Source organism: Nonomuraea sp. 3N208, from assembly GCF_052245935.1.
In the GTDB taxonomy this organism is placed as follows: domain Bacteria; phylum Actinomycetota; class Actinomycetes; order Streptosporangiales; family Streptosporangiaceae; genus Nonomuraea.
This window is the reverse complement of sequence record NZ_JBQQBR010000027.1, coordinates 1-25,037: the sequence shown is the minus strand read 5'-3', so window position 1 is coordinate 25,037 and position 25,037 is coordinate 1. Positions and strand designations below refer to the sequence as shown.

The following is a 25,037-nucleotide window of genomic DNA, read 5'->3' as shown; positions in this document are numbered from 1 at the left end:
GGAATCCACTCTCCGCCCGGAGGATCGACGCAGCGACACCGAAACGGGGAGGGAAACATCATGACCATTCGACAGGCCGCGATCGCCATGTCCTTCGCGCTGGCGGGCCTGGCCGCCGCCGCTCCGGCCGCGCAGGCCGCCGCGGGAGACGCACAGCCGTGCGGCAAGCAGTACCAGCACAACGGCCTTACGGTCCAGAACTGCCCCGACTGGTCACCGAGCGGGAGCATCCCGGTCTACGCGTCACCCGCGAAGGGCAGGATCGTCGGCTCCATCAACCCGGCGGGGGACGACTGGTACCTGTGCCAGAAGCCTGGCGGCAGTTACAAGCTGGGCGGCTACCGCAACTATTGGTGGGCCTCCACCATGGCTGACAACAATCAATGGGGGTACGTCAGCGAGGTCTACTTCCGCGGCGGCGGCAACAACGAGCCCGACGCCGGCCTGCGCACATGCCGGGGCCCGGGTGGCAAGCCACTGCCCGAATGACCTGGACACCTTTACCGGCATGCGAGTAGGGTCCCGCCGATGCACAGCACGATCTTGATCCAGATGGCGGCGGCACCGACCGACGACCGGCCGTACTCGCTGGAGCTCGCGCCCGGAGAGCAGGCGTTCTTCGGGCGCGGGACTCCTGGCTCCCCCGTGGACATCTTGCTGGACAACCCCGCGGTCTCCCGCCGGGCCGGCAAGATCGTCGCAGTGGGCGACTACTGGCTGCTCTCCAACCTCAGCACCTCGAAGACGTACGTCGTGGAGAACCCGGAGGGTGGCGGGGAGTTCGTGAAGGTACCGCCGGGCCGGATGGGCGCGCCGATCCCGTTCGAGTTCTCCCGGGTGAGCCTGCCCGCGGTCGACGGCACGGTCTCGTTCCTGGTGTTCGCGCCGCAGCACGTGCATGTGCCGCCATCCCATGCGGACGGCGGGGCGGCCACGCAGGTCGCCTACCCCCTCGACCAGAACGCCAAGTATTTCCGCATCCTGGTCGCGCTGTGTGAGCCGCGCCTGCGCGACCCGTCGACGTCACGCATACCGACGATCCCCGAGATCATCGCAAGGCTCCCCGACCTGGGGTTGAGCCGGACCGCGATCGGCTTCCACATCGGTTACCTGGCGGAGAACAAGCTCCATGTCAAAGGCCCGCAGGACGGCGAGGGCAAGGCCGACTGGCAGCGCCACGCGCTGGTCTCCCTCGCGCTGAAGTTCAACCTGGTGACCAGCGACCACCTGGCCCTGCTGCCGATGCCCGGCCCCTGACCCCGCCCAACCGCCCGCCTCTCTTCATCGCGCCGGCCGAATCGCCGTGAGGAGTTCCGCCGTCGTCACGATGGCGTGTGCGTAGGTCGGCCCGTTCAGCTCGTGGGCCGCGTGCAGCATCTCCGCGGTGAAGGCCGCGGTCGCGTCCCGAACCAGGGTCACGTGGTATCCGAGCTCCATGGCGTACCTGCCGGTCGACTCGATGCAGGTGTTGGCGAGCACGCCGATGACGATGACATGCGTGATGCCGTGCTGCCGGAGCAGCAGGTCGAGGTCGGTGTTGGCGAACCCGCTCTGAGCCCAGTGCTCCTTGACGACCACGTCGCCGTCCTGGGGGACGAGATCCGGGTGCCATTCGCCACCCCAGCTGCCCTTCGCGAAGGAATGCCGCTCCTGGATCCCACGCTGGGTGGGATTGGGGTGGCTCCAGTCGTCGTAGTCTCCAGGCCGCCACTGCCGATGCGGGACGATGAACACCCGGATCCCCACATCCCGCGCGGCGGTGACCACCGTGCGTAGGTGGTCGAGGAGCCCCACGCGCTGGGCGACTTCCTGCAACCGAGGCCAGATCTTCCCACCCTCGGACAAGAAGTCGTTATAGGGATCAACCAGGAGGACACCGGTCCGGCTGATCTCATAGGACGTGTCGACCATCACGCAGTGGGCTCCGCGCCGGAGTTGTCCGCCTCGCCCGACCAACTGGGTGCGGCTACTTCCTCGTCCATCGACGCATGCCTGCTCACGCCCGTGGTGTACCCAGGTCCCGGGTCAGAACAGGCGATGCGCCCACAGTCTTGGCAAGGTCTTTGTGGGTGTCCGGCGGGTTCGCCGGGGCAACGCGATGGCCGATGGCGGGGTTGGCCAGTGCGAACTGTGGCTGTACCGGCGCGCGTCACCGCGAACCGTCACCGTGCTCGGCCGGCACCAGGCGATCGTGGCGGCCGGCGCGGCCGCGCATGGAGCGACCCCCGGGAAATGCCCTAAATCCCGGGGGTCTGTGAGCCGTCATGTCGTGGCACCAGCGGCGTTTAAGAGCGAAGGTCAGGCGTTACGATGTCGCGCTCTGCCATTAAGCCATGGGCGCACGTGGAGCACCCAGCGGGAGTCGAACCCGCATCTCGACAATCACTGCCTTCACCCGGTGGATCTGGTATCCGACGGCAATGCTGAATCTGGAGCGAGAGTCTGAGACTGATCGGCTGCCTCTACCATCTGGGCTACCCCGGCCCGCAGTGCCGGGGGAAGGGATCGAACCTCCGCTGTCACCGTTGTTCAGGCTGAGCTTCATCTTCAGCTTGCGCTCCTTGCGCACCCGCCCACTTGGGGCGGGGGTCTTTGCAGGCTACCCAAGCAGGTAGCCGAACAGGGCGTCGCCGATCCGCCGGTCAGCGACCTCGACGCTGTTGGCCTCCTCGCGGGCGTACTTCACCGCATCCTGAAGCTTGGTCAGCCGATCCAGCAGCTCGTTGACGCGCCGCTGCGGGACAGCGCCGGAGAAGGCGATCTTCGTCCAGTAGCCCACCACCACGTCTTCGGTGAACACCTGCACCTGTGCCGGGTGATGCTCGGTTGCCTCCGCGAGCACGTGGTTGCGTGGCACCTTCTTGGTGCGGGTGGTCTTGACGGGTTCGGTGCGCCACGTGTCGGTGTTCTCGTCCAGCGTCCACGTCTCGGACGGGTCCAGCGTGGGCAGCTTCGAGATCAGCGTGCGCAGGTCGACGAGTTGCTTTTCCAGGAACAGCAGGTACGTGACCGGGACGCCTTCCAGGAGAACTCGCCCTTCTACGACGACATCGGCCTTGGCCGAGCAGTTCGCGACGTCCTTGGTGGCAGTCACGTCGAACAGTCGCGTCAGGGCGTCCGCCGCGTCCTTGACGACGTCCTCGACCTTCACCTGCACCCTGGTCGACTCCGGCGGCAGTTGCTCACCCTCGTCGTCGATCGGCTGGTAGGTGCGCGAGATGCCCGACAGCAGAGGCGCCTTCTGCACCGTGTGGTAAACGTCGGTCACCTTGCGCTGGACGTCGGCCTTGACGCCCTTCTCGACGGCGAGGATCTGGTTGAGCTTGGTCACGGCACGAACCTAGCGTCCTACCGTGACGCGCAACACCGAATATTGGGGCGAATCAGGCTTATCCGCTGTGAGCCGCCTCCAACTGCGGGAGTTCGGCCGCCCCCGCCGGTTAGCCGACAGAGGGAATGCCTACCTTGGCCGCGAACTCAGCGGTGAAGACGACCATGACATCGTCGGTGCCCAGGTGATAGACCTCGGTTGGCGGCCATTCCGCCGGGCTCCCGGCGGCTATCCACACGGCCTTCTCTCGCGAGCACAACCTGATCGCGTTAGGCGTCCGGAGGTCGCTCTCTGGGTCTTGGGACCAGGCGATATCGACGCGGGTGAGATTTCTGCCGACGAGGCTCGACCAGTGTGGGTGATCGGTCACGTCCACCGCCGCCGACCCGCCTGGCTCCCCGATCATCCGCAGGTGAGCGGTCATCGGCTCAGGAAAAACTTCAAGCCCGAAGTGGTCGAAGCTACTGCCCCACACAGCCGAGAAGCAAGCGCCATCGTCGGTGGACAGTTCCACCCCCATGGTGGGCTGGTGCCACGTCCCGAAGTCCCACTCCTCGACCTCGCAACCGTTCTCCCCGACCATCAAGGGATAGTAGACGACCATGTGGATACGTCTGCCTCGCAACATGGCAGCCGTACGTTCATACTCCACAGCGGTCAGCAACGACGACATCGGTACAGCATCACCCGAGACAGACATCCCGGGCCATCGCATTTCTGCTGTCCACGACTCGGCCGACCGGTCACAGCACGAGCCGTTACAACTAGCACGCAACTATGACGCCCTTGAAGATCAAAAGACCCTCTCCCCAAGATCTGGGAGAGGGCCTTTTACGTGCGGAGGATCGGGGATTTGAACCCCGGATGGTGTTGCCACCAAACCGCATTAGCAGTGCGGCGCCATAGACCTGACTAGGCGAATCCTCCCGGAAGCCATCGCGGCTCAGCACAGCGTACCGGCCTTCTGGCGAGGCGGCAAAGCGATTCCGCTCCCCACCTATCCACAGCGTTCGCCAAGAGTTATCAACAGGCTGTGGGTAACTGGTTGTGGATGAAGCCCGCCCAGAGCGTGGGCGGGCTTCACGGGCTGTGGATAACCGTAGCCGGACGGAGCATGGGCTCAGGCGGCGGGGTTGGCCTCGCCCTCGATCTCAATCTTGATCTTCTTGCCCACCAGCACGCCGCCGGTCTCCAGGGCCTGGTTCCAGGTCAGGCCGAAGTCCTCGCGGTCGATCTCGGCGTTGATCGAGTAGCCCCACACCTCGGCACCCCACGGGTTCGTGCCCGCGCCGCCGTACTCGACGGTGAGCTCGACCTCCTTGGTGACGTCACGGATGGTCAGGTCGCCGACCACGGTGAACTCGTCGCCGGAGTGGCTGACCACGCGGGAGCTCTTGAAGGTGATCTCCGGGAACTTCTCGACGGACAGGAAGTCGTCGCTGCGCAGGTGGCCGTCGCGGTCGGCGACGCCGGTGTGGATGCTGGCGGTCTTGATCGTGAGCTCGGCGGTGGACTCCAGGGGGTTCTCGGCAATCGTGACCGAGCCACTGAAGTCGCCGAAGTGGCCGCGGACCTTGCTGACCATCATGTGCTTGACCGAGAAGCCGATGGTGGTGTGGGCGGCGTCCAGGTTGTAGGTGCCGGCGGCGGGGATGGCCAGGGCCTCCCAGGTGCGGGTGGTCATGGGGTTCTCCTTATTAGGAAGGTTGCACTGCGGATGTCTGCGGCAACAAATGTCTACACGAGGAATATTCCTCCCGTCAACTATCGTCGGTTAAGGTATGAGCGTGATGAACTTTGACGACCCCAGGCTGACGGCCGTCGGGCTGTTGGCCGAGGTACATGCCGGGGTTATGGCCAGGCTCCAGCCCGTGCTCGCTGCGGCGAGGTTGTCGGAGGTCGACTTCGAGACCGTCATCCGGCTGGCCCGATCCCCCGGGGAGCGGCTGCGGATGAGCGACCTCGCGGCGCAGACCGGGCTGTCCACGAGCGGCGTGACACGCGTCGTAGACCGGCTCGAGCGCGAGGGAGTGGTGACGAGGCAGGCGTGTCCCACTGATCGGCGAGCATCCTACGCCGTGCTGACCGATGCCGGGCGTGAGCGGCTGGAGTCCATGCTGCCGCAGCACCTGCAGGACATTGACGACACCTTTACGAGCCTGCTCGACGCGGAGGAGTTGGAGGCCTTTCTGGCGACTCTGCGGAAGATCCGGGATGTAGTGCGGCCCTGCGCCACCGCCGGCGCGGGGGAGGCCAAAGTGGAGGCCTGCGTGGAGGCTCTGAAGGCGGGTCGGCCGGAGGAAAGGGCGCGCATCCCCGCCCCCGCCGAGCCCGAGTTCACGGTCGACTCGGTTTCGTCCTCCTCCACCTGACCGCCTCCACCTGACCGCGCCCAGGCCGGAGCGGGCTATCCCCCAGGCCGGGAGCGCATCACCGCACCAGACCCGAAGCGGATCATCCTCCCAGCCCCAAGGCGGTCCGCAGCTTGGCCATCGCACGCGACACCGTGCTCTTCACCGTCCCGACACTGATCCCGAGCGTCCTGGCGATCTCCGGCTCGGTCATGTCCTCGTAATAACGCAACACGATCGCCGCCCGCATCCGCTCAGGCAGCTCGTCCAGCGCCTGCTGGAGCCGTTCGTGAACGTCCCCCCACGCCACGGGGTCAGTGACGATCTCGGGCAACTCGTCGGAGGGGTACTCCTCCAGTTTGCGCCGCCGCCACTGCGAGATGTTGATGTTCACCATCGCCCGCCGCACGTATCCGTCCAGAGCGCCCCGGTCCTCGATGCGGTCCCACGCCAGGTACGTCTTGGTCAACGCGTTCTGCAGCAGATCCTCCGCGTCCAGCGGGTGCCCGGTGAGCTGGTGAGCGGCGCGCAGCAGCGCCGGACCGCGGGTCCTGACGTACTCGCGGAACTCTTCTTCCCAACCGGTGGTCTGCATCGTGGCCAGAATCGCACTCCGATGCCCTATTAGGCCGGAACCGGAATTCAGGTTTCGGCCCGCCGACGATAAAGGTAAGTCAAGGTCGGTGGCGGATTCTCCGCCGAGGGATGTCAACTCCTTCTCCAGGGGATGCGTATTTTGCTCTCTTCTGCGACACCCGGCGTGAGCGGTCCTCGAGTCGTGTGAACCTAGTACCGAGCGAGGGAGGGGCGGATGGGCCATCCGAGCGTTGAGCGCCGCCGGGTGCTCGCCGCGGCCGCGCTCGGCCGCGATCCGGGCATACCAGGTCCTGACCCGCGCGATGGAAAACCCATCAACGCGGTAACCGGTGAGGTCCTTGACGTCAGCCCGCATCTCATCATCATCGAGACCCCGGACGGCGCGGAGGAGCGGCTCGTCATCGCGCCGTGGGCCACCGCCTGGCACGGTGGCGACACCGCGCCCGCCGACCTGCCTGTGGGCTCCATGGTCGTGATGCGGGCCCTGCGCGACGGGCGCGTGGTCGAGCGGATCTGGGCGGACACCACACGCATCACGGGGACGATCCTGTCGATCAGCGGGCGCAAGGACCTGACGGTGGAGCTCGACTGCGGGCCCCATCGCGGGCACCGCACGGTCGTCATCCCCTACCGGGCGTCGGGCAGACTGCAGGTGCGGCATCCCAAGTTCGAGCCCGGCTACCTGTTCGACGCGATCGGCATCAGGCGCGACGGCGCGGGATTGGCCCTGCTGCCGGCGACCTCGCAGCCGCCGTACCCGGCGCGGGCCGTGCCGGACCCGCCACCCGCGTACGCGGGCCTGCAGTCGCGGATCTCGGGCACGGCGACGTGGTCGGACACGTTCGACGAGGAAGAGCACGGCGCGGCCTATCCCATGCTGGAGCGTGCCGACACCGGCTGCCCGGACGTGGGCGCGTCGTGCGCGGGCCTGCCGTACCTCGCCCTCGGTTCCCTCCTGCAGATCAGGAACGTCTGCTCCAACCGCTCCGCCAACGTGCCGGTGGTGGCGTGCGGGTGCGTGGCCGGGCGGTTCTGTGACCGCTGCGTCGAGTGCGACACCTCGCCGCGCGGGCGGATCGCGGAGTTGTCGCCGTTCTCCTATGTGGAACTCGGCGGCGACTTGGTGAAAGGCTGCTTCAACGCTCAGATCGGATTGGGGTGACACGCGTGCTGGAATCGCAGCTGCCGATCCTGATCGTGCTGCTCGTCCTGGGCACTGTGTCCAAGGTGAGCACAGTACGGTCCGGAGGCGAGCCTGGGGCGCTGGCCAGGCTGGGGCCGGCGGTCCTGGTGCCGGACCGCATGCAGGCGCCCGCGCTGCTGGTCTGCGCGGCCGGCGAGGCGGTGCTGGCCGCCGGGCTGCTGCTGAGCACACATGAGATCTTCCGGTGGGGTACGGCCGCGTTCTTCGCGTTGTCCACGTACGTGCTGCTGGAGCTGCGCAGACGGCGGCCCGAGGCGGGCTGCGGCTGCTTCGGCGAGGTGAGCTCGGCGCCGGTCGGACTGCGCTCGATCGCACGGACGGTGCTGCTGGCCGGGATGGCCGCGCTGTCGCTGTGGGCGCCGGTGACGGGCTGGGTGGCGGTGACCCGGCCGTCGTGGCTGACGGGGGTCGGGCTGCTCCTCCTCCTCGTGTTGTCGCCGGAGATCGAGGAGATGATCGATCGGGTACGGTACCGCGCGCCGTGCGAGCAGCGCCGCGGCCCCGCCGAGTCGGTCACGCTCGCCATGCTCCGGGCAAGCGGCGCCTGGCGGGCTCACCGGGACGAGCTGACCTCTGCAGAGCCGTTCGACAGCTGGCGCGAGCTGTGCTGGCGCTTCTTCGCCTTCCGCAACCACGAGCAGGACGACGTCGTCTTCGCGGTCTACCTCAGTGGGCGGCGTCCGGCGGTGCGGATGGCAGTGGTGAGCGCGGAGGGCAGCGGCAGTCTGCCGGAATATACGCCAGTATCGGCCTGACGCTAGAGAGCCGTAGATTTCCCTCGACAACGCAGGCAGGCATGGTCATATTGCTCTATTGGGCTGTCTAGCTTCCCCACTAGACAGCCCAATAGAGGTCTAGGGGCGCCGCTCAGACCGGTTGAGCGCGCAGGAACTTCCCGAAATGCGGCACCGTGAAGGCGATCAGCCCGCGTTCGGCGCTGTAGATGAGTCCCTTCTTGATGAGGCTGTCACGGGCGGGCGAGAGGCTGGATGGCTTGCGCCCTAGGGCGTCGGCCACGTCAGCGGTGGCGACCGGCTCGTCGCCGATCTGCGCCATGGCGTGCATGTAGTCGCGCTCGGCCGGGGTCGCCCGCTCGTAGCGGCTGCCGAAGAAGCCGACCGCGAGCTCTTCCTCGGCCTCGGGCGCCGAGACCTTGACGTCCTCGATGGTGATCGGGCTGTGCGGCGCGAGGTCCCAGGCGACCTTGCCGTACGCCTGCACGAAGTAGGGGTAGCCGTCGGCCGCCTCGTAGAGCGCGTCCAGGGCGTCCTGGGTGAACTCCACCTCCTCCTCCCGGGCCGGCAGGATCAACGCGAGATCGGCCGCGTCCCGGTCGAGCTTGTCGATGCGCGCGTAGCGGAAGAGCCGTTCGGAATAGCTCTTGCTGGCCGACAACACGCTCGGCAGGTGCGGCAGCCCGGCCCCCACCACGATCAACGGCCCGCCCGTCTGCGACAGCTCGTGGCAGGCGGCGCAGAGCGCGGAGACGTCGGCCGCAGGCACGTCCTGCATCTCGTCGATGAACAACGCGATGCCGACGGCCAGGTCGGTGGCCACGCTCGCCGCGTCCACGAACAGCTCAGTGAGGTCGATCTCCAGATCGCCCGAGTCGGCGCGCCCGCGGCTGGCGGGCACCTCGATGCCGGGCGACCAGTGCGAGGTGCCCTTGGCCGCCGCGGGATCACGCATCGCGAACGCCTTGAGCACCCCGAGGAACTCCTCGATCCGCTCGGGCGCGCGGTGCCGCGGAGCCAGCTCTCGGATCGCCATGTGCAGCGCGGCCGCGACCGGCCGCCTGATCGACTGGTCGGGCCGGGCCTCGATCTTGCCCGTGCCCCACAGCCGCTGCATGGCCATGGACTTGAACGTGTTGAGCAGGACGGTCTTGCCTACCCCCCGCAGGCCGGTGACGACCATGCTCCGCTCAGGGCGGCCACGGGCCACGCGCTCGAGTACGACCTCGAACTGCTGCAGCTCTCGGTCGCGCCCGGCGAGCTCCGGGGGACGCTGTCCGGCTCCGGGGGCGTAGGGGTTTCGCACAGGGTCCACGCTCTCGGACTTTATTGCCGGATATAGCGGCCGTCTTAGATTTGGGAAGAAAGTGTTACGGCGTGTCCGAGCAGGGGCGGTCGCGAGCACCGTCATCGGACACACCCCCTCTCACCAGGCCGAACCCTTGTTCGATTGCGGTACCTAAGACTGTAGCGCGGACTCGAACACCTATGCGATGGTTTCGAGTAAAAGATCTTTGCAACAGTGCGGACCCTCTCGTGCGTCTCTGTGATGTGGAGTTCGAGGATTTCGTCCGCGCGCGGGGCCCGGCGCTGCTCAGGTACGGCTACGTGCTCTCCGGCAACGCCGATGACGCGGCCGACCTGGTGCAGGAGGCGTTGCTCAAGCTGAGCGGCGCCTGGTGGAGGGTCCGCAACAAGGACAATCCGGAGGCCTACGTACGCACGATCATGGCCCGCCAGCACATCAGCTGGTGGCGCAGGCTGCGCAGGGAGCACGTGACGAACGAGGTGCCCGAGGGCTCCTACACCGACGACCACACCTTCGGCGAGCTGTGGAAGGAGCTGGCCACACTGCCGCGCAAGCAGCGGGTCGTCCTGGTGCTGCGCTACTACGAGGACCTGTCGGACAAAGAGATAGCCGAGATCCTCGGCATCTCCCGCGGAACCGTGAGAAGCCAGGCATTCCACGCGCTCAACGCACTGCGGGTCAAACCGTCGGTGCTCGAAAGGGAACGTGCATGAGGACAGAAGACGAACTGGCGGGCGCGCTGCGCGTGGCGGCCGAGCGCGCTCCCGACGAAGGCGACCTGCTCGCCGGCGTGGCCACACTCCGACGCCGCAGGACCAGGCGGCGCATACGCATGCTCGCGGCCGCGACCGCAGTGGTGGTGCTGGGCATGGGGGTCAGGAGCGTCGTCCTCCCTGGCGGGGGCGAGGTCGAGGTGGCCACGACCCCGAGCCCCACCGCGGCCCTCGGCATGAACGCCGTGCCGGTGGATCGGCTCTGGCCGACGGCGGTCCTCACGGTGCCCGCCACCAACGCCGACGGCATGCGCTACCAGCCGATCACCGGCATCAGCGCCACTGAGGTGCTGCTCCTGGCGGCGTCCGTGGAGGAGGGAACGAGGATCGAGCTGTACGACGCCGCCACCAAGCGAGCCCGTGTGGTGGCCGAGGTGCCCATGAAGCCCACTGACGTCCCGCCGACCGTGACCGCCGACGGCGAAAACGTCGCCTGGATGTCGTACGGCAGGAAGAACGGCGTGTCGGTGCGAAGGATCTGGACGGCCCCGCTGTCCGGCGGCAAGGCGAGGCTGGTCACCACGATCAGCGGCCCCCGGGCCGACATCGACTCCCTCGCGATCAACGGGGACCGGATCTTCTGGTCGGAGCGCCGCGGCGACGTGTGGGGCGTCCCCCTCTCGGGCGGCGCCTCTGAGCGGATCCCGGCCGGTCGCGGCCTGCGCCTGCTGAGATGGCCGTGGGCCAGCGACGCGCCCGCGGGGCCTGACGACAGCGTCCGCAGCCAGAGCAAGATCGTCGACCTGGCGAGCGGGTACACGATCGAGGTCGTCGCGCCTCCCGGGACGCGGGGCCTGCGCTGCGGACCGTTCTGGTGCTTGGGACACGACGAGACAGGGAGTTTCCTGCAACGGATCGACGGCAGCAGCATGCGACGCCTCGATGATCGCGGCTCCTGGGGGCGGCTGGCAATGGCACCGGTCTTCAACCGGTTCGCGGTGAGCGACGACGGCATCTATGACATCGCGACCGGTCGCGTGGCCGCCACCGAGGGCAGGTGGACCGCCTTGTCCGCCGGGCAGCCCACGATCGTCTACTGGGAGGGCGGGCGGGACACCCTCCGAGTGCTCAACTTGGCAGCCGTACCATCCGCGCAATAGCGTTCGCACCATGCGGACCTTCGCGAACGTTCAGGAGCTCAAGGCGGCCGTCGGAGAGACGTTCGGCCCGACCGAGTGGCGCACCGTCACCCAGGAACAGGTCAACCTCTTCGCCGACGCCACCGACGACCACCAGTGGATCCACGTGGACGTGGAGCAGGCCAAAGAGGGACCGTTCGGCGGCACGATCGCGCACGGCTATCTGACGCTGTCGCTCCTGCCGTCGTTCATGTTCGAGATGGTCAAGGTCGAGGGCATCGCGATGGGCGTCAACTACGGCCTGAACAAGGTCCGCTTCCCCAGGCCGGTGCCCGTGGGCGCGCGGATCAGGGCCGTGGGTGAGCTCACGGACGTCAAGGGCACCCCGGCCGGCTACCTGTCCAATCTGAAGGTGACGGTGGAGATCGAGGGTGAGAGGCGACCCGCCTGCGTGGCCGAGACCCTCAGCCTCTACGTGCCCGCCGAATAAATCCGGCAGTTCCGCAGACGCGGCGCCTGGCGGCGGTCACATGATGATCGCCACGACGGCCACGACGGCGAGGAGCCCGAGGTAGGCCAGCACGAGCCGGGTGTCCCTGAGCAGGCACTTGCTCCGGGTCAGCCCGGCTCGCCGCGCCTTCCAGTAACCGGCGAACCCGAGCACGGCGAACCCCAGCACCGCCCACGGCCCGAGCAGCCAGGCCAGCAGCGCGACGGTCGCGTACACGCACAACCGGAGCGGATCGTACGGCTGACCCTTCGCCGGATTCCCGCCGGAGCGCGGATCGTCCGCCATCACGACGCCACCACCGACAGTCGTTGCCGGGAGAGTTGCGGCCAGGCCTGCACGGCGCAGAACGGCGCGCACTGGTCCTGCTCGGCCCGTGTGCCCACGTGCACGCAACACTGCGTGAGCCGCTCCTCGATCATCGTGGAGATGTCCATGAACGGTTTGACCGTGATGCGCACCACCCGCTCCCCCAGCATCCTGCGCAGCTTCCTGCGGCGGCCCGGGAGCGCCGAGGAGGCGAGGGTGAGGAGGGTGGAGACGCCGAGGTCGCAGTTCTCGCAGATGTTCCGCCACAGGTCGCCGATCTGCGGATGGGACAGCGACGACTGCTCGGACAGGAGGCCTAGCAGGGATTCCTGTACGGCCAGCCGCAACTCCTTCGGGATCTCGCTGTCGGCGATGCGGTTGGAGACCAGGCCCAGGTTCTCCTTGAGCCGGTCGTGGCCGATCAGCGCGGTGAGGGAGCGCCACTGCTGGGCGTCGTCGCGGATCAGGTAGCCGACCGAGCAGCAGTGGGGATGGGAGCAGGGCAGGGCGGTGAGGTCGCGCCAGGTCACCAGGCCACCGGTCTGCGGGCCGAGGCGTTTGAGCACGCCGGTGTGGGTGAGCCTGTTCGCCGGGTCGATGCTGCCCGACCGGCCCGAGCCGAACTGGGGTTGCAGGGAGACGCCTCCGACGTACGGGGTGTCGAGCGCGAGGCGTACGACATCGCCGATCTCGCCATCGTTGACGCCCAGCGCGGCTGTCATCACCAGGGTGGTGAAGATCTCGCGCGCCGACAGGCGTTCGAGGGCTGCGGCCTTGAGCCGGCGCAGGTCGCCGCCTCGGTGGTGCCGCGAGGCGTGTTCGGAGGAGCCGTCGTACTGCAGGTAGACCTCCACCCGCTCCCTGTGCTCGGTGAGCAGGTCGAGGAGGGAGTCGTCCCTGGCGATGAGGACGCCGTTGGTGTTGATCAGGATGCGGGTGATCGGACGCTGTTCGAGCTCCGCCAGGAGGGTTTTGAGCTCGGGGTGGAGGGTGGGTTCGCCGCCGCTCAGCATGAGGACGTCGAGGCGGCCGTTCTCCCTTTCGAGGCGTTGGTCCACGTTCGCGAGGATGTCGGGGACGGGGACGATGCCGGCGACGTCCGGGGAGCTGTCGGCGAAGCAGGTGGGGCAGCGCAGGTTGCAGGTCTCCGCGATGTCCTCGAGGAGGATGCAGGTGTGCTGGGTCTGCATCTCGGGGAGACCGTTGAGGTAGGCGAGGGGGATCGGAGCGAAGTTCCCCGACACATCCGGTACGTGCTGCTTGGTCGGCGCGGTCCACTCCTCCAGGTATTTGAGGATTTCCGGGTCTTCGTCGTACAAAGTCCGGATCAGGCCGTGTTTGCGGCAGCCTCGCTCCAGCCACACCCGGCCGTCGCGTTCGGCCAGGTAGCCACTGAGGCGCTCGACCCGGTCGAGGTCCTGGCCGTGGCAGTGCGGGCAGAACGCGTTGACGTACCTGAGGATGCGGTCGCCCCGCAGACCCATCCCTGTGCTCATGCCATGACCTTCCGCTGGAAAAGGGGATCGTAATAACCGCGCCGCCAGCCGTACGCGAGCCGGAACGCGAGCAGCGGCAACCCGACGAGCAGGAAACACTGTGGCCCGGTCAGGCCGAGCCAGAGCGTGTCGTTGGCTCTGGTGAACTCGACGAGGAACCGGAAGGCGGCATACCCGGCGAGGTAGAGGGTGAGCAGCTCCCCAGGCTGTGTGAGCCGCCTTCGTGCCCACATGAGCGCTGCGAACGCGGCGAGCTGGAAGATGATCTCGTAGACGAACGACGGGTGCATGGCCTGGCCGGCGAGGCAGCCGGGGCATGCGGGGGTCGTCGCCGGGGCGTGCACGCCCCAGGGCAGGTCCGTGGGCCGGCCCGGGGCCTCGGTGAGATGGCAGCCGATCCTGCCCACCGCCATGCCGAGCGCCACGGCCGGGGCGAACAGATCGCCGGTGCGTTCCTTGTAGCCGATGATCTTCTTGGCGGCGAGCACGCCCACGTACGCGCCGGTCAGACCGCCCAGGATGCTGCGGGAGCCGTACAGCCAGAGGTTCTGGAGGTCCAGCGTCTCCAGCCAGCCGGCCAGGCGCATGCCGATGGCGCCGCCGACCAGGGCGCCGGCGACGGCTATCAGCGACTGCTCGTTGAATGCGCCGCGTCTTCTGGCCTCCCGTACGAAGACGACGGAGGCCGTGAAGACGCCCAGGCCGACGAATATCTCGTGATAGGGAGGCATGTCAGGCGTACAGGCTCGGGTTCAGACCGGTGCAGATCCCGGCGGACAGGATCGACCACAGCGCCCACCCGATCATGAGGCCGAGGCCGAGGCCCCTGGCCCAGGGTCGGCGGATGATCAGGAGGCCGATGCCGGCACCCAGGCCGACCAGGGCGAGCACCGCCGCACCCGCCGCCACGTAACGGGTGTGGGGGCCGCTCGAGTCCATGGCGGCGGCGAAGATGACGAAGCCGACGATGATATTGAACGCGCTGTAGAGCGCCAGACCGGCGAACGCGAGCCCGATGACCAGGCCGGTGGAGGCCCCGCTGGACGGAGGCGGCGGCGGTGGTCCGTACGGGGGCTGCCAAGGGTGGTCAGGGTTCTGCGGCGGTGGTCCGTACGGGGGCCGCCAAGGGCCGTCCGGGCCCTGCGGTGGTGGCGGTGGCACGCTCATCGGTCGGGTCTCCCCCGGGTCGTCATCGCGCTGAGGGCCAGGCTAGAGGCGGGTGATTGCCATTGGATCAACGATTGCCATCGGATCAAACCGTCCACCTACGCGTACAGCTGCGGATTGAGCCCCGTACAGAATCCAGCCGTGACGATCGACGTGAGCCCCCACCCGATCATCAACCCCAGCCCCAGTCCAAAGGACCACGGTGTCCGTAGCCGCACGAACACCAGCCCCACGCCGATGCCGACGAGCGCCAGAATCACGGCCGCCACCCCGAACGCCACCTCCGACCCGATGCTCACGGCGACGAGGCCGACGATCACATTGATGATGAGATAGCCGAAGAACCCGGCGAACGCCAACCCGACGGTCAGCCCCGTCCGACGAGGCGGCTCCTGATGTGGCTCCTGAGGCGGCTCAGGAGGAGGCGGCATGCTCACGCCGCTCACATTACGGCTCTATGTGCCCCCTGAGTAGTAAATCGCCGCCTGTACACGGCTCTTCAGTCCCAGCTTGTTGAGCACCCGGCTGACATGCGTCTTCGTCGTGGCCTCCGCCATGTCCAGCTCACTGGCGATCTCGGCGTTGGACATGCCGCGCCCGATGCAGGCCAGCACCTCCCGCTCACGAGGCGTCAGGCCCTCCCTCTCCCGGTGCGTCAGCCCTTCAGGACCGGCGGCCGGCTCTCTGCGCGGCGGCGCCTGCTCGGCGAAGGCCGCGATCAGCTTGCGCGTGACCCCGGGCGAGATCAGCCCGTCCCCGCGCGCGACCAGCCGGACCGCTTCCACCAGGGATTCGGCGTCCGTGTTCTTCAACAGGAACCCGGCCGCGCCCGCCCGCAGGGCGCCGAAAACGTACTCGTCGACATCGAACGTCGTCAGGATCAGCACATCGCTGATCCCCGCCAGCTCCCTGGTGGCCGAGATGCCGTCGAGGCGCGGCATGCGGATGTCCATGAGCACCACATCGGGCCGCAGCTTCCGGGCCATGGCCACGGCCTGCTCGCCGTCACCTGCCTCACCGACGACCTCGATGTCCGGCACGCCGCCGAGGATCAAGGCGATCCCGGCCCGGACCGCCGCATGATCGTCGGCCACCAGCACCCTGATCATCACCGGTCACACACCTCCCGGCCGTACGTCCACAACCGCCTGCTCCTCGCCCTGCCTCGCTCGGCCCCCATCCGCGTAGTAAGCCACGGTGAAGCCATCCTCAGAGGTAGGCAGCACGGCAAGCACCCGCCACCGCCCCCGTCCTTCCCCTGTCCGGCCGCGAGGTCCGGCCTCAAGAGAACCTCCGACCAGCGAGGCCCGCTCCCGCATGCCGATCAGCCCGACCCCCGCCCCCGGCAACGGCGCCGCGACATCCCCTCCCACGGCGTTCTGAACGGTCACCACAACGCACCGGGCCTCATAAGAGATGACGACATCAACCGGCGGATCCCCGTGCTTGAGCGCATTGGTCAACGCCTCCTGCAGAATCCGATACCCGGCCAGGTCAACGGAGGCAGGCACCTCACGAGGCTCCCCATCGACCCGCAATCCGGCGTCGAGCCCGGCCCGTCTGACCCGCTCCACCAAAGTCTCCGCATCGGCCAGCCGCGGCCGCGTGGCCTCCGGCTCCTCCCCTTCCTGCCGTAACAACCCGATCATGGACCGCATCTCGGCCATCCCCTTGACGCTGTTCTCCCGTACGGACTCCATGACCTTCCGAACCGTCCCAGGATCGAGATCCTTACGAGAGAGCGCAGCCGTGGACTGGATGGCGATCGCACTGAAGTGATTGGCGATCATGTCATGCAGTTCGCGCGCCATGCGCGTACGCTCCGCGGCGATCGCCGCCTGCCGATCGAGCTCCGCCAGATGAGCCACCTGCTCCGCCCGCAGCCGCTCGGCCGCCGCCCGATCCCGCTGCTCCCGCAGCACAAGCGCAGTCGTGACAGGCGTGACCAGGACCAGCCCGGCCTGAACCCCCATAATGGCCAGCACCCGCCAGTCCTCCGCGATGAACCCGGCCACCGCCCCACCCACCACCGCCAGCGTGGCCGTGACACCGAGCAACACCCGAGCAAACCGGGCCGGCCCGTAGAGCACGGCCGCGTACAGATTGTCGGTGAACACGAGCACGGTCCCCAGTGAGGGCCCCACAAACCCATCCACGGTAACCGCGACCACCCCGAGCCCCAGGGACAAGAGCGGCGCCCGCTGCCGTACCAGAACTCCCACACAGGTAATCGCCAAGGGCACGACGAGCACCCACCCGGGCACCCCACGGTCGACGTAGGCACCACCCGCGATCAGCACCACGCCCGCCACGAAGGCCGCCCCGGCCCCGAACACGATCCACTTCACGCCCTCTATCCCACCACCTGGCTCCCCCACCGAACTCCTGCGAGGGACCTGCCTGTGGATACACACTTCGATGTATCCGCGGCCGGATGAGATCCTGGTCGCGGGGCTCATGATTGCGGTATCTGGTTCGAGGTACTCCCCAGAACCCGCTATGCTTGCTTACGCAGCGAGCGGCCGTAGCTCAATGGATAGAGCATCTGACTACGGATCAGAAGGTTACGGGTTCGACTCCTGTCGGCCGCGCTCCAGCTCAAAGGCCCTTTGGGATCATCCCGGAGGGCCTTTTTTCGTGGCCGTACAGCAGCGTTGTACAGCAATACCCCGGAGACTAACCGTCTGATTCGGTAGTCAGACGCTTATTCAACCGGTCGAGCGCCTTGCGCGTCTCGGGAGGAGCCGGAGCAGCGGAATCGGCCAATGGCGGACGATCAGCTCTCTGCGCTGCCGCGGGATCAGTGGCCTCTGATCTCGGAGGCCAGCTGATGAGCGGCCACGGTCACGTAGGCGATCGGGCCGCCAGCCGTGGATTCGAGTCGCTTGCCGAGGAGGAACTCGGCGATTCGCAGGTCGTCGGCTGTGCCGATCGTGACCATGTTGATGGGCATGTCGAGGTCGCTGATGTAGCCGGCCAGGCTCGCGTCGAAACGATGACGGATCACGCCAGTGTCGGTAAGTTTGGTATCCCAGCTGCTCAGCCCCGTTAGTACGGCGACGACGAATCCGCCGAGTGTCACCGGGAGAATGCCGGCCTGGGCGACCTTTTCCGGCCTGCCCACCCACCATCCACGCAGCGCCTCCAACAGGTCTGCAGGTGCCAGATCAGCACGAAAGCCGATAAAGGGGCGATCTTCATCTGGGACACGCTTCGCCACGTCGACGCGCAACACTGCCATCGTGGCGCTGCCCGTTGTCGTTGGAAGGAGGCGATGTAGCGGCACAGCGGAGCGTGCCTCGATTCGTTGCGCCACGTCCGTAGGGATGACTAGCTTGCCGCCGTGTTGACCGGCCGCAGGAAGCAGACCCGTAGCCGCGATCTTCTGTAAAGCGCCGTAGGAGAGGTTGAAGCGGACGGCGGCTTGCCGCAGGGTGATGAGAGTCATGGGCTCGTCAGGGCATCTCTCGGCTCGCTGCGTTCGGACACTCGAAGTCCAGCAGGTGGACGCGCGAGTTGTCCAGAGGGGGCCGTGCAGGCTGGGACAGCGAGCATTCCAAGTGGCGAGAGGGGGTTGCGTCCGCAGAGAAGGTGTACAGCAGTCGATACAGCAACACCGTCTTACAGGATCACCCTCCACCGACCCGCAACCACCAACTGAGCAGGGCGAAATCCCGCTGACGAGGCGTCCGCCCCTCCCTACGGATCTCAGAAGGTTAGGGATTCGAGTGCTCTCGGCCGCGCTCCATAAGAAGGTTCCGGGGAGCTCCTCGGGGGGCCTTCTCAACTTTCCCTGAGGTGTAGGCGACGTCGCATCAATCTATCCAGGTAACGCGAACGATCAGCACAAGGCGCAGATGCTCCGCGACGATGAAGTTGAGGAACCCGCGGCCGCCGAACAGATCGAGCGTCCGAAGACCTCCCCCATGCAGCGGGCCTCTGCCGACGCGGATCGCGTCCCTCCCGAGGACTGCGAGTTGGCCAGCAAGCCGCTCAACCTCAAGGATGACGGTCGGAGGGAGCCCAGCAATGACATGCTCGGCGTCCGGGTTGTACTCCCAGGTCCAGGCGTCACTCACCGACAACCTCTCGGCGCGCGGATGCCGTGATCTCGGTGATTTCGGCCAAGGCTGAGTCCAGCTTGACTCTGTCGGTGGCGGTGGCGACTTCCGTCTCCAATGCGTGCAGGCGGGCCGCTTGAGCAGGGTGGCGCTGAATCGCCACAAACTCGCCCCAGTGCTGCAAGAAGTTCTGCAGAGGTGCCACGGTGCTCTGCCGCGCCGCCTGCTCCGTAGCCTGGTCGAGGTGGTCAACAAACTGGCTGAGGTAGGCCGGAGCGATCTGGGCAACTGCCGCCCGGAGGGCAGCGGTGGTCAGTGGCGGGCGAGGGATCAGTGCCTCGCTGTCTTGATGCGGGGTGGACATCGTTGACCTCCAAGCTGTTACGCTTCCACGCTACCGATACCACTGAACCCTTTCCACTCTGGAATCGCAGGTCGAACGCCCTGATGTAGGTGGCCGGCGTCCTCGTGTTGCTGGCGACACGGTTTCCGGATCGCGTAATCGTCAGGATAGACCTCTGCCAGACGACGAGTCCGGCTTCGACTCAGGCGTCAAGACCGTGCCGCCGGACGATCGGCACACCGAGCCATGACTACCCCTCCTTCAACCGGGCTGATCAAGCACGAGAAGATCGGAAAGTCGGGTGTTCGGCGAGACTGCGAGCGGCGGTACAAAGTGTCGATCTTGCTAACGCGTTTGCTAACAACGGCTCCGGACAATCATGAACCCTCGTGGACGCGACCCACTCGCGAGAGCGGCCCAGAGCAGCGTCCAAACACGGCTACGGATGCGTCTGGACGGCCTTGACCCGGCTACGGATCAGAAGGTTACGGGTTCGACTCCTGTCGGCCGCGCTCCAGCTCAAAGGTCCTCTGGGATGATCCCGGAGGGCCTTTTTCGTGGCCGTACAGCAACGCCGCCGAGGTTAACCGTCTGATCCGTAAGTTCCCGGAAGATCTCCGGGGTCGCTCAGGATCGCTGGTCGACGGTCATCCCTCCAAACAAGTTCTGGTTCGGTTGGCTCAGTTCGTGATCGTCCGTTCAGGTGGCTTCCAAGGCGCTTCCCGGAAGCTTGCTGCATCGCCCGCGCGCAACCCTGTACGGCGGCATGCTGGATCGCAGGCTCCCCGTAAAGGCCCTGGCCAACCGATCACCGTCGCCGGGCATCCTGCACGACCTCGCTACGGTTAAACGGCGGGATGATCACGGGCCTCCAGCAACAAGTCGGTCTCGCTTAGCCTGTGCTTATGCGGCGCTTGTGCGGGATCGTGCTGGCAGTCATCGGGATCACGAGCGTTACGAGTTGCTCACCTCCCACAGGCGGGTGGGCCGGCGTCAGTGTTGACACGCAGGGGCATCCCATCATCGTCTTGGCATGGTGCGAGGGCGCAGCCCCCGAACGTATGAGAATCGCACCGCGAGGACGCCTCGGGCGCCTTGGCTTCGGTGCCGGGCCCTTCGTCATCCGCAACGGTAGTAGGCGATGTGGACTTCATCGCGCCGTCCCTCGATGGCCAGAGCGCATCTGTCCGACTGGATGGACCAGAAGAAGGTTGGACTGTAGGGCCGAAACCGTTCGTGCTGCGCCCGGGGGTGCTCTATTCGGCGTCCGGCTACCAGCACCGTGGTAGCTCCTACAGCCAAGTCAACATCCGCGACGTCAGCTTCAGGGCGACCGACTTCGCGAAGCTCAAGCCGGGCCAGGTCCTCATCCAGCGGGGAGAACGCGTTCCGGTGAAGACTCCTGAGGTCAACGGGGTGGACTCAGAGATCGTCTTCGTGGACAAGGTGATCTCCCGGGAGGACTTCGACCGCGAGGGCCAGAATTGGGCCAACTGTGAATGATCACTCTCGTATTGCATGACGAAGCCGATCTCGGACAGTCGGTGGGGTAGCACCAGCTCGGGCGAGGAACGACCGTGGCTCAGTGGTTCTGGCCTGCTCGACTTGTACCGGGTCGATGGCAGGCGGGATACCCGACCTCCACCTCAGTCATCTACGGCTTCGTCTCGACGACGCCGACCATCCCGGAGCCGAAGCACCCCTGCCGGAGGGAAATTTTCTGTTTTGGTCACATCGTGAATGTCGACGACGCGTGAATACTGACCCCCAGGCAAAACGCTCGGGTTCTAGTGCTTGTCGCAACACACCTGATCATGAGAGGCGTGTTGATGGCGAGGCGAGGGCCCAAGCGCAGGCTGGATGTTGAGTCGGAGTACTGGCGGCTGGTGCTGTCAGGCGTGGGGACGGTCGAGGCGTGCCGTGCCGTGGGAATCGGACGCAAGACCCGATACCGATGGCGGGCAGAGAATGGTGGAGTCCCTCCGGCGCGGCTGGCTGAAACTGCCCGATCAAGCTCAAGCCCCCTAAGCAGCGGACTAGCCTCCGCTCTCCTAGTCCGAAAATCAGTGAGTTAGCGGGCAGGCGGCAGCGGACCCCGGCATACGGCGACGTGTCGGGGCCGGCGATTGGCTCAGCTGGCCAGGCGGCTGGCTCCAGAGTGACTCGATAGCCCAGGGCTTCGAGCTCGCGGATGTCCTTGTGTTTGCGGCGTTCGGTGCTGATGCGTTTGTCGTAGAAGTCCGAGCCCAGGTCGACGAAGTGGGTGTCGGGGGTGGACAGCAGATGCCAGACGATGGTCAAGATGGAGCGCCCCACAGCGACGATGGCGCGTTTAGGGCCTGTACGGGGTTGAGATCAGCTGGATCCCGTCTGCGGCTTTGATCTCCGATCCTCATAGGCCGTCGCCTTCGCACGGGGAGACCTCACCGATGAGGAATAGTCCTTGATCGGGCCTCGCTTACCTCCTCAAGCGAGCGAAACGCCATCCCGGACTTGCGGCAACAGGACCGCGTCCGCGCGCCTATGTTTGACTGGGCGAATGGATCAGCGCCGGTACTTACACCTACTCGAGCTGGACTACGCGCGAATGCGCGAGACCGCCACCCGTGACCTCGCCGCCCCGGTGCCCCACTGTCCAGGGTGGACCACCGCCAACCTGCTCACGCATGTCGGCGACACCTTCCTCCACAAGGTGGAGACGATGCGCCGCGGCACCTGGCCAAAGCCCTGGCCGCCGGTGCCTGATCCGAGCGGCCCCGGAGCATACCTGGACCGCGCCATGGCCGAGCTGCGTGGCGAGTTCACCTCCCGGCAGTCGGAGGAGCAGGCGCTCACCTGGTACAACCCCGACCAGACCGTTGGGTTCTGGGCCCGCAGGATGGCGCTGGAGGCGGTGGTGCACCGGGTGGACGCTGAGCTCGCGGCCGGCGAGCCGATCATGCCGATCCCCACCGACCTGGCGGTGGACGGCATCGATGAGATCCTCGTGACCTTCCTCGCCTTCGCCTCCCGCCAGTGGCCGGAGGACTTCGGTGACGAACTCGCCAGCGCGGACGGACGCGCGGTGTCGATCGCCGCGGGAGCGGATCGCTGGCTCGTCCGCCTGGCCGCCTCGGGCGTCGAGGTCTCCACGGACGATTCCCCGGGAGAGGCGTCGATCTCGGGTACGTCCCAGGACGTGCTGCTGTGGTTGTGGGGGCGCGGGGACGGGGCGGCACTGACCTTCGACGGCGACCCCGAGCTGGTGAAACGGCTGCGCGACCTGCTGAAGGAGGCGACGCAGTAAGGTCAGACGCCGGTTCCGTGCTCAAGCAGGTCCGCCAGCCCCGCCGGGCGCCCTTGCGAGGACCCACGATCAGACAGCCAGCGGGACAGGCCAGCGATCACGGTGTTAGGGCCTGTACTTCGGATCTTCAGATCGGTTGAAGGCTTCGGATCCACAAGATAGCTCCGCGTAAATGAAGGCCGGCCAGGTAGCTCCTGGGCGTTTTGGCGAAACGGAAGGTCAGCCCACGCCACTCCTTGATCCGATTGATGCAGCGTTCCGCCGTGTTGCGCTCCTTGTAGAGATCGGGATCATGACTGACCGGGCGGCCGCCACGAGAGCCGCGCTTCTTGCGGTTGGCCGCCTGGTCGGCTTTCTCTGGAATGACCGCCTTAATGCCGCGTCGGCGCAGGTAGACGCGGTTGCCGCGGGAGGAGTACGCCTTGTCGGCGGCCACGGCGCCCGGGCGGGTGCGCGGCCGGCCGACGCGCAGGCGGACCTTGATGCGGTTCAGCACGGCACGAAACTGCGGGCTGTCTCCGGCCTGGCCCGGGGTCAGCACGGAGGACAGCGGACGGCATCGCCGCTCGGCGGACAGGTGCACCTTGCTGGTCAGCCCGCCCCGCGAGCGGCCCAGCGCGGCGGCCTTCAGCCGGATCCTGCGCCGCAGTCGTACCCGCCGACGTCCGGCCTGGTTCTGGTCTTCACCCGGATCGCCGCCATCGGGGGTGTTTTGCCCCTTTGGCGCAGCCCCTTTTCCTGCCCGACGGCCTCTTCCAGCACCTGGGCAAGCTCACCGCCCAAGGCCATCCCCGCGGCGTGATGGTGGGCGCGAGCCGTGGTGGAGTCCACGCTGACCAGGTCGAGGTCAACCTGTCCCCGGGCCGCGGCCTCGGCGATCATTGCCTGCATCAGCTGCTCGAAGACTCCCATCATCGCCCACGACCGGAATCGGTCATAGACCGTCGACCACGGTCCGTACTCGGCGGGCAGATCCCGCCACGGACTGCCAGTACGAAACCGCCACATCACTGCGTTGAACTGCTGCCGCAGGTCCGGGATCGGGCCTCGCTCACCCAGCGGCAGGTGAGGCTCGATCAACGACCACTCCTCGTCGGTGAGGTCTCCACGCGCCATGTTGATGGCCTACCAGGATCGGAGGCCAAAGCGCAGGCGAATCCCTCTGATCTCAACTCCGAACAGGCCCTAGTACCACGTCGGCGGGCGATGCGCCGGTAACGTTCACCCAGGAAAGCCGCACGGGGATGCCGTACTGTCGCGATGCCCTATGACGCCGCGGCCGGCTCGGGCGCGCCGGACACGGGGGGCGGCTTGCTTGGTGCGGGGTCGGCTGGAGGCGTTGAGCGGAGGGTCTCCTGGACGGCGGTGATCTTGCGGATGACGCCGATCGCCAGCATGGCCGCAATCAGCATCAGCCCGATGCCGACCACCTCCAAGCGCAGGGCGAAGGCGATTCCCTCCATGTCGATGGAGATGTAGACCAGACCCCAGGTCGCCTTCGCCGTCACCCAGGCGGTCAGCCAGGCCGCCCACCACGCGTTGATCAGCCCCTTGGCAGAGTCGGGGGGCGTGGAGGCGCGCCAGATGTCGTCCACGATCTGCTTGGGAATCCAGAACCAACCGATCGGCATCACCCATCCTGCGATCAGCCAGGACCGGCCGTATCGGTGACCGTTCAGCGAGAGACTCACGGCGTTGGCCCTGACGCGGAACAACCAGGCCAGGAACCCGGACGCGGCTACGAGGAAGATGAAGATTCGCGCGACCTCGGACCCTAGGACGAGCAGCTCCCCCGTACGTATCGCCGCCCCGGAGACGGAGTCGAAATCACTGATCATACGATCCACGAGCGACGCGTACCAGAGGTTGATCCCCGCTGTGGCGACCCCCACGAGGGAATCGCACGCCACGCCCGCGATGGCGAAGACCGCGACGCCACCGACCGGGCGTAACCGCCCATGAGAGAGATGCATCACTTGAAGGCCTTCGGGAGGGGCGAACGAGGTGTGCACCAGTATGTATCCCCAAGATCTGGAAGAGGATCGGTTATCCCATCCGGGATCCTCTCGTGACCAACCCGCGGTTCTCCCACGCCGACACATCCGCGCCACCGCGCACACGCACCTGGCCACGGTCTGGATTAGCCAAGCAGGGTGATCGATCCGCCTGAGATGCTGACGGTCATGCTGCCGCGTGGCTTCCCGTTCCTCGGGCCTGGCGGCCCTGCGGTATGGATCCCTTGCCACCGGACCATGAGGGCTGAGCACCAATCCTGCTAACAGTCCCCCTCTCCCTTCCGGTGACGCCACACAGGCGTGAAAATGGGGGTGGGTTGCCCGCCGACGCCGGAGCTTCTTCTGGGCCGCATGAGCCCGTCTAACAGTCTGGCGCCGGGGCCCGACCCTGATGGGTCACGCACTGTTGCCTTCGAGCACGCCGGTCAGAATGTTCGGTTCCCGACCGAGGCCCCCGGGCATCCCGCCGTCTAC

At 66.8% G+C, this 25,037-nt stretch carries 27 protein-coding genes, 2 tRNA genes and 2 pseudogenes; 12 read left to right on the top strand and 19 right to left on the bottom strand.

Annotated features, from left to right (window positions below):
* Positions 1–60 precede the first annotated feature (60 nt).
* Complete coding sequence (locus ACTWPT_RS35385) at positions 61–489, top strand: hypothetical protein (protein ID WP_443181864.1); 429 nt, start codon at positions 61–63, stop codon at positions 487–489.
* A gap of 39 nt (positions 490–528) precedes the next feature.
* A complete protein-coding gene (locus ACTWPT_RS35380) occupies positions 529–1,257 on the top strand; it encodes a winged helix-turn-helix domain-containing protein (RefSeq protein WP_443181863.1) in 729 nt (242 codons plus the stop codon).
* 24 nt (positions 1,258–1,281) lie between these two features.
* Here the strand turns inward: ACTWPT_RS35380 and ACTWPT_RS35375 are convergent, their stop codons facing one another.
* The 5 genes from ACTWPT_RS35375 to ACTWPT_RS35355 form a co-directional block, all read right to left on the bottom strand.
* Positions 1,282–1,911, bottom strand: coding sequence for an isochorismatase family cysteine hydrolase (locus ACTWPT_RS35375; protein WP_443182018.1), 630 nt, complete (start codon positions 1,909–1,911; stop codon positions 1,282–1,284).
* Positions 1,912–2,599: 688 nt separating this feature from the next.
* Positions 2,600–3,331 (bottom strand): DUF7873 family protein, encoded by a 732-nt coding sequence (locus ACTWPT_RS35370; protein ID WP_443181862.1) that lies wholly within the window; start codon positions 3,329–3,331, stop codon positions 2,600–2,602.
* Positions 3,332–3,440: 109 nt separating this feature from the next.
* On the bottom strand, positions 3,441–4,004 hold the full coding sequence (locus tag ACTWPT_RS35365; protein ID WP_443181861.1) for a hypothetical protein: 564 nt from the start codon (positions 4,002–4,004) through the stop codon (positions 3,441–3,443).
* A gap of 165 nt (positions 4,005–4,169) precedes the next feature.
* Positions 4,170–4,258 (bottom strand) — tRNA-Ser (locus tag ACTWPT_RS35360).
* A 193-nt stretch (positions 4,259–4,451) separates the two neighbouring features.
* Positions 4,452–5,015 carry a YceI family protein gene (locus tag ACTWPT_RS35355; protein WP_443181860.1) on the bottom strand — a complete coding sequence of 188 codons (564 nt, stop codon included), beginning with the start codon at positions 5,013–5,015 and terminating at the stop codon, positions 4,452–4,454.
* A 106-nt stretch (positions 5,016–5,121) separates the two neighbouring features.
* Between ACTWPT_RS35355 and ACTWPT_RS35350 the strand changes: the two genes are divergently transcribed.
* A complete protein-coding gene (locus tag ACTWPT_RS35350; RefSeq protein ID WP_443181859.1) occupies positions 5,122–5,703 on the top strand; it encodes a MarR family winged helix-turn-helix transcriptional regulator in 582 nt (193 codons plus the stop codon).
* A gap of 82 nt (positions 5,704–5,785) precedes the next feature.
* On the opposite strand, the gene ACTWPT_RS35345 is transcribed toward ACTWPT_RS35350, so the two are convergent.
* Positions 5,786–6,277, bottom strand: coding sequence for a SigE family RNA polymerase sigma factor (locus tag ACTWPT_RS35345; RefSeq protein ID WP_443181858.1), 492 nt, complete (start codon positions 6,275–6,277; stop codon positions 5,786–5,788).
* Between the two features lie 216 nt (positions 6,278–6,493).
* On the opposite strand from ACTWPT_RS35345, the gene ACTWPT_RS35340 reads away from it, so the two are divergent.
* Both ACTWPT_RS35340 and ACTWPT_RS35335 read left to right on the top strand, forming a co-directional pair.
* Positions 6,494–7,441, top strand: a complete 948-nt coding sequence (locus ACTWPT_RS35340; protein WP_443181857.1) for a hypothetical protein — start codon at positions 6,494–6,496, stop codon at positions 7,439–7,441.
* Between the two features lie 5 nt (positions 7,442–7,446).
* Positions 7,447–8,238 carry a MauE/DoxX family redox-associated membrane protein gene (locus ACTWPT_RS35335; RefSeq protein ID WP_443181856.1) on the top strand — a complete coding sequence of 264 codons (792 nt, stop codon included), beginning with the start codon at positions 7,447–7,449 and terminating at the stop codon, positions 8,236–8,238.
* Positions 8,239–8,350: 112 nt separating this feature from the next.
* Here ACTWPT_RS35335 and ACTWPT_RS35330 read toward each other — a convergent pair whose 3' ends face one another.
* Entirely contained in the window at positions 8,351–9,532 is a 1,182-nt protein-coding gene (locus ACTWPT_RS35330) for an AAA family ATPase (protein WP_443181855.1), read from the bottom strand.
* A 221-nt stretch (positions 9,533–9,753) separates the two neighbouring features.
* Here ACTWPT_RS35330 and ACTWPT_RS35325 point away from each other — a divergent pair, with 221 nt between their 5' ends.
* From ACTWPT_RS35325 to ACTWPT_RS35315, 3 genes are read left to right on the top strand one after another with little or no spacing between them, the layout of a single operon-like run.
* Entirely contained in the window at positions 9,754–10,239 is a 486-nt protein-coding gene (locus tag ACTWPT_RS35325; RefSeq protein ID WP_443181854.1) for a SigE family RNA polymerase sigma factor, read from the top strand.
* Entirely contained in the window at positions 10,236–11,399 is a 1,164-nt protein-coding gene (locus tag ACTWPT_RS35320; protein WP_443181853.1) for a TolB family protein, read from the top strand. Before ACTWPT_RS35325 ends, ACTWPT_RS35320 begins: the two co-directional genes overlap by 4 nt.
* 10 nt (positions 11,400–11,409) lie before the next feature.
* A complete protein-coding gene (locus tag ACTWPT_RS35315) occupies positions 11,410–11,868 on the top strand; it encodes a MaoC family dehydratase (RefSeq protein ID WP_443181852.1) in 459 nt (152 codons plus the stop codon).
* Between the two features lie 36 nt (positions 11,869–11,904).
* On the opposite strand, the gene ACTWPT_RS35310 is transcribed toward ACTWPT_RS35315, so the two are convergent.
* From ACTWPT_RS35310 to ACTWPT_RS35280, 7 genes are all read right to left on the bottom strand, one after another.
* Positions 11,905–12,174 (bottom strand): hypothetical protein, encoded by a 270-nt coding sequence (locus ACTWPT_RS35310; RefSeq protein WP_443181851.1) that lies wholly within the window; start codon positions 12,172–12,174, stop codon positions 11,905–11,907.
* Positions 12,174–13,691 carry a radical SAM protein gene (locus ACTWPT_RS35305; RefSeq protein ID WP_443181850.1) on the bottom strand — a complete coding sequence of 506 codons (1,518 nt, stop codon included), beginning with the start codon at positions 13,689–13,691 and terminating at the stop codon, positions 12,174–12,176. The genes ACTWPT_RS35310 and ACTWPT_RS35305 overlap by 1 nt, the downstream gene beginning before the upstream one ends.
* Complete coding sequence (locus ACTWPT_RS35300) at positions 13,688–14,422, bottom strand: prolipoprotein diacylglyceryl transferase (protein ID WP_443181849.1); 735 nt, start codon at positions 14,420–14,422, stop codon at positions 13,688–13,690. The genes ACTWPT_RS35305 and ACTWPT_RS35300 overlap by 4 nt, the downstream gene beginning before the upstream one ends.
* 1 nt (position 14,423) lies before the next feature.
* A complete protein-coding gene (locus ACTWPT_RS35295) occupies positions 14,424–14,858 on the bottom strand; it encodes a hypothetical protein (RefSeq protein WP_443181848.1) in 435 nt (144 codons plus the stop codon).
* A 98-nt stretch (positions 14,859–14,956) separates the two neighbouring features.
* The gene (locus ACTWPT_RS35290) at positions 14,957–15,295 is read right to left on the bottom strand and encodes a hypothetical protein (protein ID WP_443181847.1); all 339 of its coding nucleotides are present in this window, start codon (positions 15,293–15,295) and stop codon (positions 14,957–14,959) included.
* Between the two features lie 18 nt (positions 15,296–15,313).
* Positions 15,314–15,967, bottom strand: coding sequence for a response regulator (locus ACTWPT_RS35285; protein ID WP_443182017.1), 654 nt, complete (start codon positions 15,965–15,967; stop codon positions 15,314–15,316).
* A gap of 6 nt (positions 15,968–15,973) precedes the next feature.
* Positions 15,974–17,206, bottom strand: a complete 1,233-nt coding sequence (locus tag ACTWPT_RS35280; protein ID WP_443181846.1) for a sensor histidine kinase — start codon at positions 17,204–17,206, stop codon at positions 15,974–15,976.
* A 170-nt stretch (positions 17,207–17,376) separates the two neighbouring features.
* On the opposite strand from ACTWPT_RS35280, the gene ACTWPT_RS35275 reads away from it, so the two are divergent.
* A tRNA-Arg gene (locus tag ACTWPT_RS35275) sits at positions 17,377–17,449 on the top strand.
* 209 nt (positions 17,450–17,658) lie between these two features.
* On the opposite strand, the gene ACTWPT_RS35270 is transcribed toward ACTWPT_RS35275, so the two are convergent.
* The 3 genes from ACTWPT_RS35270 to ACTWPT_RS35260 all read right to left on the bottom strand — a co-directional run bounded on the left by ACTWPT_RS35270 (position 17,659) and on the right by ACTWPT_RS35260 (position 19,283).
* On the bottom strand, positions 17,659–18,306 hold the full coding sequence (locus tag ACTWPT_RS35270) for a hypothetical protein (RefSeq protein ID WP_443181845.1): 648 nt from the start codon (positions 18,304–18,306) through the stop codon (positions 17,659–17,661).
* Between the two features lie 367 nt (positions 18,307–18,673).
* Positions 18,674–18,937 carry a hypothetical protein gene (locus ACTWPT_RS35265; RefSeq protein WP_443181844.1) on the bottom strand — a complete coding sequence of 88 codons (264 nt, stop codon included), beginning with the start codon at positions 18,935–18,937 and terminating at the stop codon, positions 18,674–18,676.
* Positions 18,930–19,283, bottom strand: coding sequence for a DUF6247 family protein (locus ACTWPT_RS35260; RefSeq protein ID WP_443181843.1), 354 nt, complete (start codon positions 19,281–19,283; stop codon positions 18,930–18,932). The genes ACTWPT_RS35265 and ACTWPT_RS35260 overlap by 8 nt, the downstream gene beginning before the upstream one ends.
* A gap of 1,122 nt (positions 19,284–20,405) precedes the next feature.
* Between ACTWPT_RS35260 and ACTWPT_RS35255 the strand changes: the two genes are divergently transcribed.
* From ACTWPT_RS35255 to ACTWPT_RS35245, 3 genes and pseudogenes are all read left to right on the top strand, one after another.
* Positions 20,406–20,765 carry a hypothetical protein gene (locus ACTWPT_RS35255; protein ID WP_443181842.1) on the top strand — a complete coding sequence of 120 codons (360 nt, stop codon included), beginning with the start codon at positions 20,406–20,408 and terminating at the stop codon, positions 20,763–20,765.
* A gap of 311 nt (positions 20,766–21,076) precedes the next feature.
* Positions 21,077–21,277 (top strand): annotated as a pseudogene (locus tag ACTWPT_RS35250) (IS30 family transposase); the annotation flags it as partial.
* 524 nt (positions 21,278–21,801) lie between these two features.
* Positions 21,802–22,548 (top strand): maleylpyruvate isomerase family mycothiol-dependent enzyme, encoded by a 747-nt coding sequence (locus ACTWPT_RS35245; RefSeq protein ID WP_443181841.1) that lies wholly within the window; start codon positions 21,802–21,804, stop codon positions 22,546–22,548.
* Between the two features lie 127 nt (positions 22,549–22,675).
* Here the strand turns inward: ACTWPT_RS35245 and ACTWPT_RS35240 are convergent.
* Together ACTWPT_RS35240 and ACTWPT_RS35235 are read right to left on the bottom strand one after the other, a co-directional pair.
* Positions 22,676–23,664, bottom strand: a pseudogene (locus ACTWPT_RS35240) (IS5 family transposase).
* Positions 23,665–23,813: 149 nt separating this feature from the next.
* The gene (locus ACTWPT_RS35235; protein WP_443181840.1) at positions 23,814–24,521 is read right to left on the bottom strand and encodes a DUF4328 domain-containing protein; all 708 of its coding nucleotides are present in this window, start codon (positions 24,519–24,521) and stop codon (positions 23,814–23,816) included.
* Positions 24,522–25,037: the final 516 nt, after the last annotated feature.

Bases quoted from the DNA above. Each gene is read 5' to 3' on its own strand.
- ACTWPT_RS35310 (WP_443181851.1), bottom strand. From the start codon at position 12,174: ATGGCGGACGATCCGCGCTCCGGCGGGAATCCGGCGAAGGGTCAGCCG.
- ACTWPT_RS35345 (WP_443181858.1), bottom strand. From the start codon at position 6,277: ATGCAGACCACCGGTTGGGAAGAAGAGTTCCGCGAGTACGTCAGGACC.
- ACTWPT_RS35320 (WP_443181853.1), top strand. From the start codon at position 10,236: ATGAGGACAGAAGACGAACTGGCGGGCGCGCTGCGCGTGGCGGCCGAG.
- ACTWPT_RS35270 (WP_443181845.1), bottom strand. From the start codon at position 18,306: ATGACTCTCATCACCCTGCGGCAAGCCGCCGTCCGCTTCAACCTCTCC.
- ACTWPT_RS35350 (WP_443181859.1), top strand. From the start codon at position 5,122: ATGAACTTTGACGACCCCAGGCTGACGGCCGTCGGGCTGTTGGCCGAG.
- ACTWPT_RS35260 (WP_443181843.1), bottom strand. From the start codon at position 19,283: ATGTCCACCCCGCATCAAGACAGCGAGGCACTGATCCCTCGCCCGCCA.
- ACTWPT_RS35380 (WP_443181863.1), top strand. From the start codon at position 529: ATGCACAGCACGATCTTGATCCAGATGGCGGCGGCACCGACCGACGAC.
- ACTWPT_RS35375 (WP_443182018.1), bottom strand. From the start codon at position 1,911: ATGGTCGACACGTCCTATGAGATCAGCCGGACCGGTGTCCTCCTGGTT.
- ACTWPT_RS35245 (WP_443181841.1), top strand. From the start codon at position 21,802: ATGGATCAGCGCCGGTACTTACACCTACTCGAGCTGGACTACGCGCGA.
- ACTWPT_RS35315 (WP_443181852.1), top strand. From the start codon at position 11,410: ATGCGGACCTTCGCGAACGTTCAGGAGCTCAAGGCGGCCGTCGGAGAG.
- ACTWPT_RS35235 (WP_443181840.1), bottom strand. From the start codon at position 24,521: ATGCATCTCTCTCATGGGCGGTTACGCCCGGTCGGTGGCGTCGCGGTC.
- ACTWPT_RS35300 (WP_443181849.1), bottom strand. From the start codon at position 14,422: ATGCCTCCCTATCACGAGATATTCGTCGGCCTGGGCGTCTTCACGGCC.
- ACTWPT_RS35340 (WP_443181857.1), top strand. From the start codon at position 6,494: ATGGGCCATCCGAGCGTTGAGCGCCGCCGGGTGCTCGCCGCGGCCGCG.
- ACTWPT_RS35285 (WP_443182017.1), bottom strand. From the start codon at position 15,967: ATGATCAGGGTGCTGGTGGCCGACGATCATGCGGCGGTCCGGGCCGGG.
- ACTWPT_RS35305 (WP_443181850.1), bottom strand. From the start codon at position 13,691: ATGAGCACAGGGATGGGTCTGCGGGGCGACCGCATCCTCAGGTACGTC.
- ACTWPT_RS35365 (WP_443181861.1), bottom strand. From the start codon at position 4,004: ATGTCGTCGTTGCTGACCGCTGTGGAGTATGAACGTACGGCTGCCATG.
- ACTWPT_RS35295 (WP_443181848.1), bottom strand. From the start codon at position 14,858: ATGAGCGTGCCACCGCCACCACCGCAGGGCCCGGACGGCCCTTGGCGG.
- ACTWPT_RS35355 (WP_443181860.1), bottom strand. From the start codon at position 5,015: ATGACCACCCGCACCTGGGAGGCCCTGGCCATCCCCGCCGCCGGCACC.
- ACTWPT_RS35385 (WP_443181864.1), top strand. From the start codon at position 61: ATGACCATTCGACAGGCCGCGATCGCCATGTCCTTCGCGCTGGCGGGC.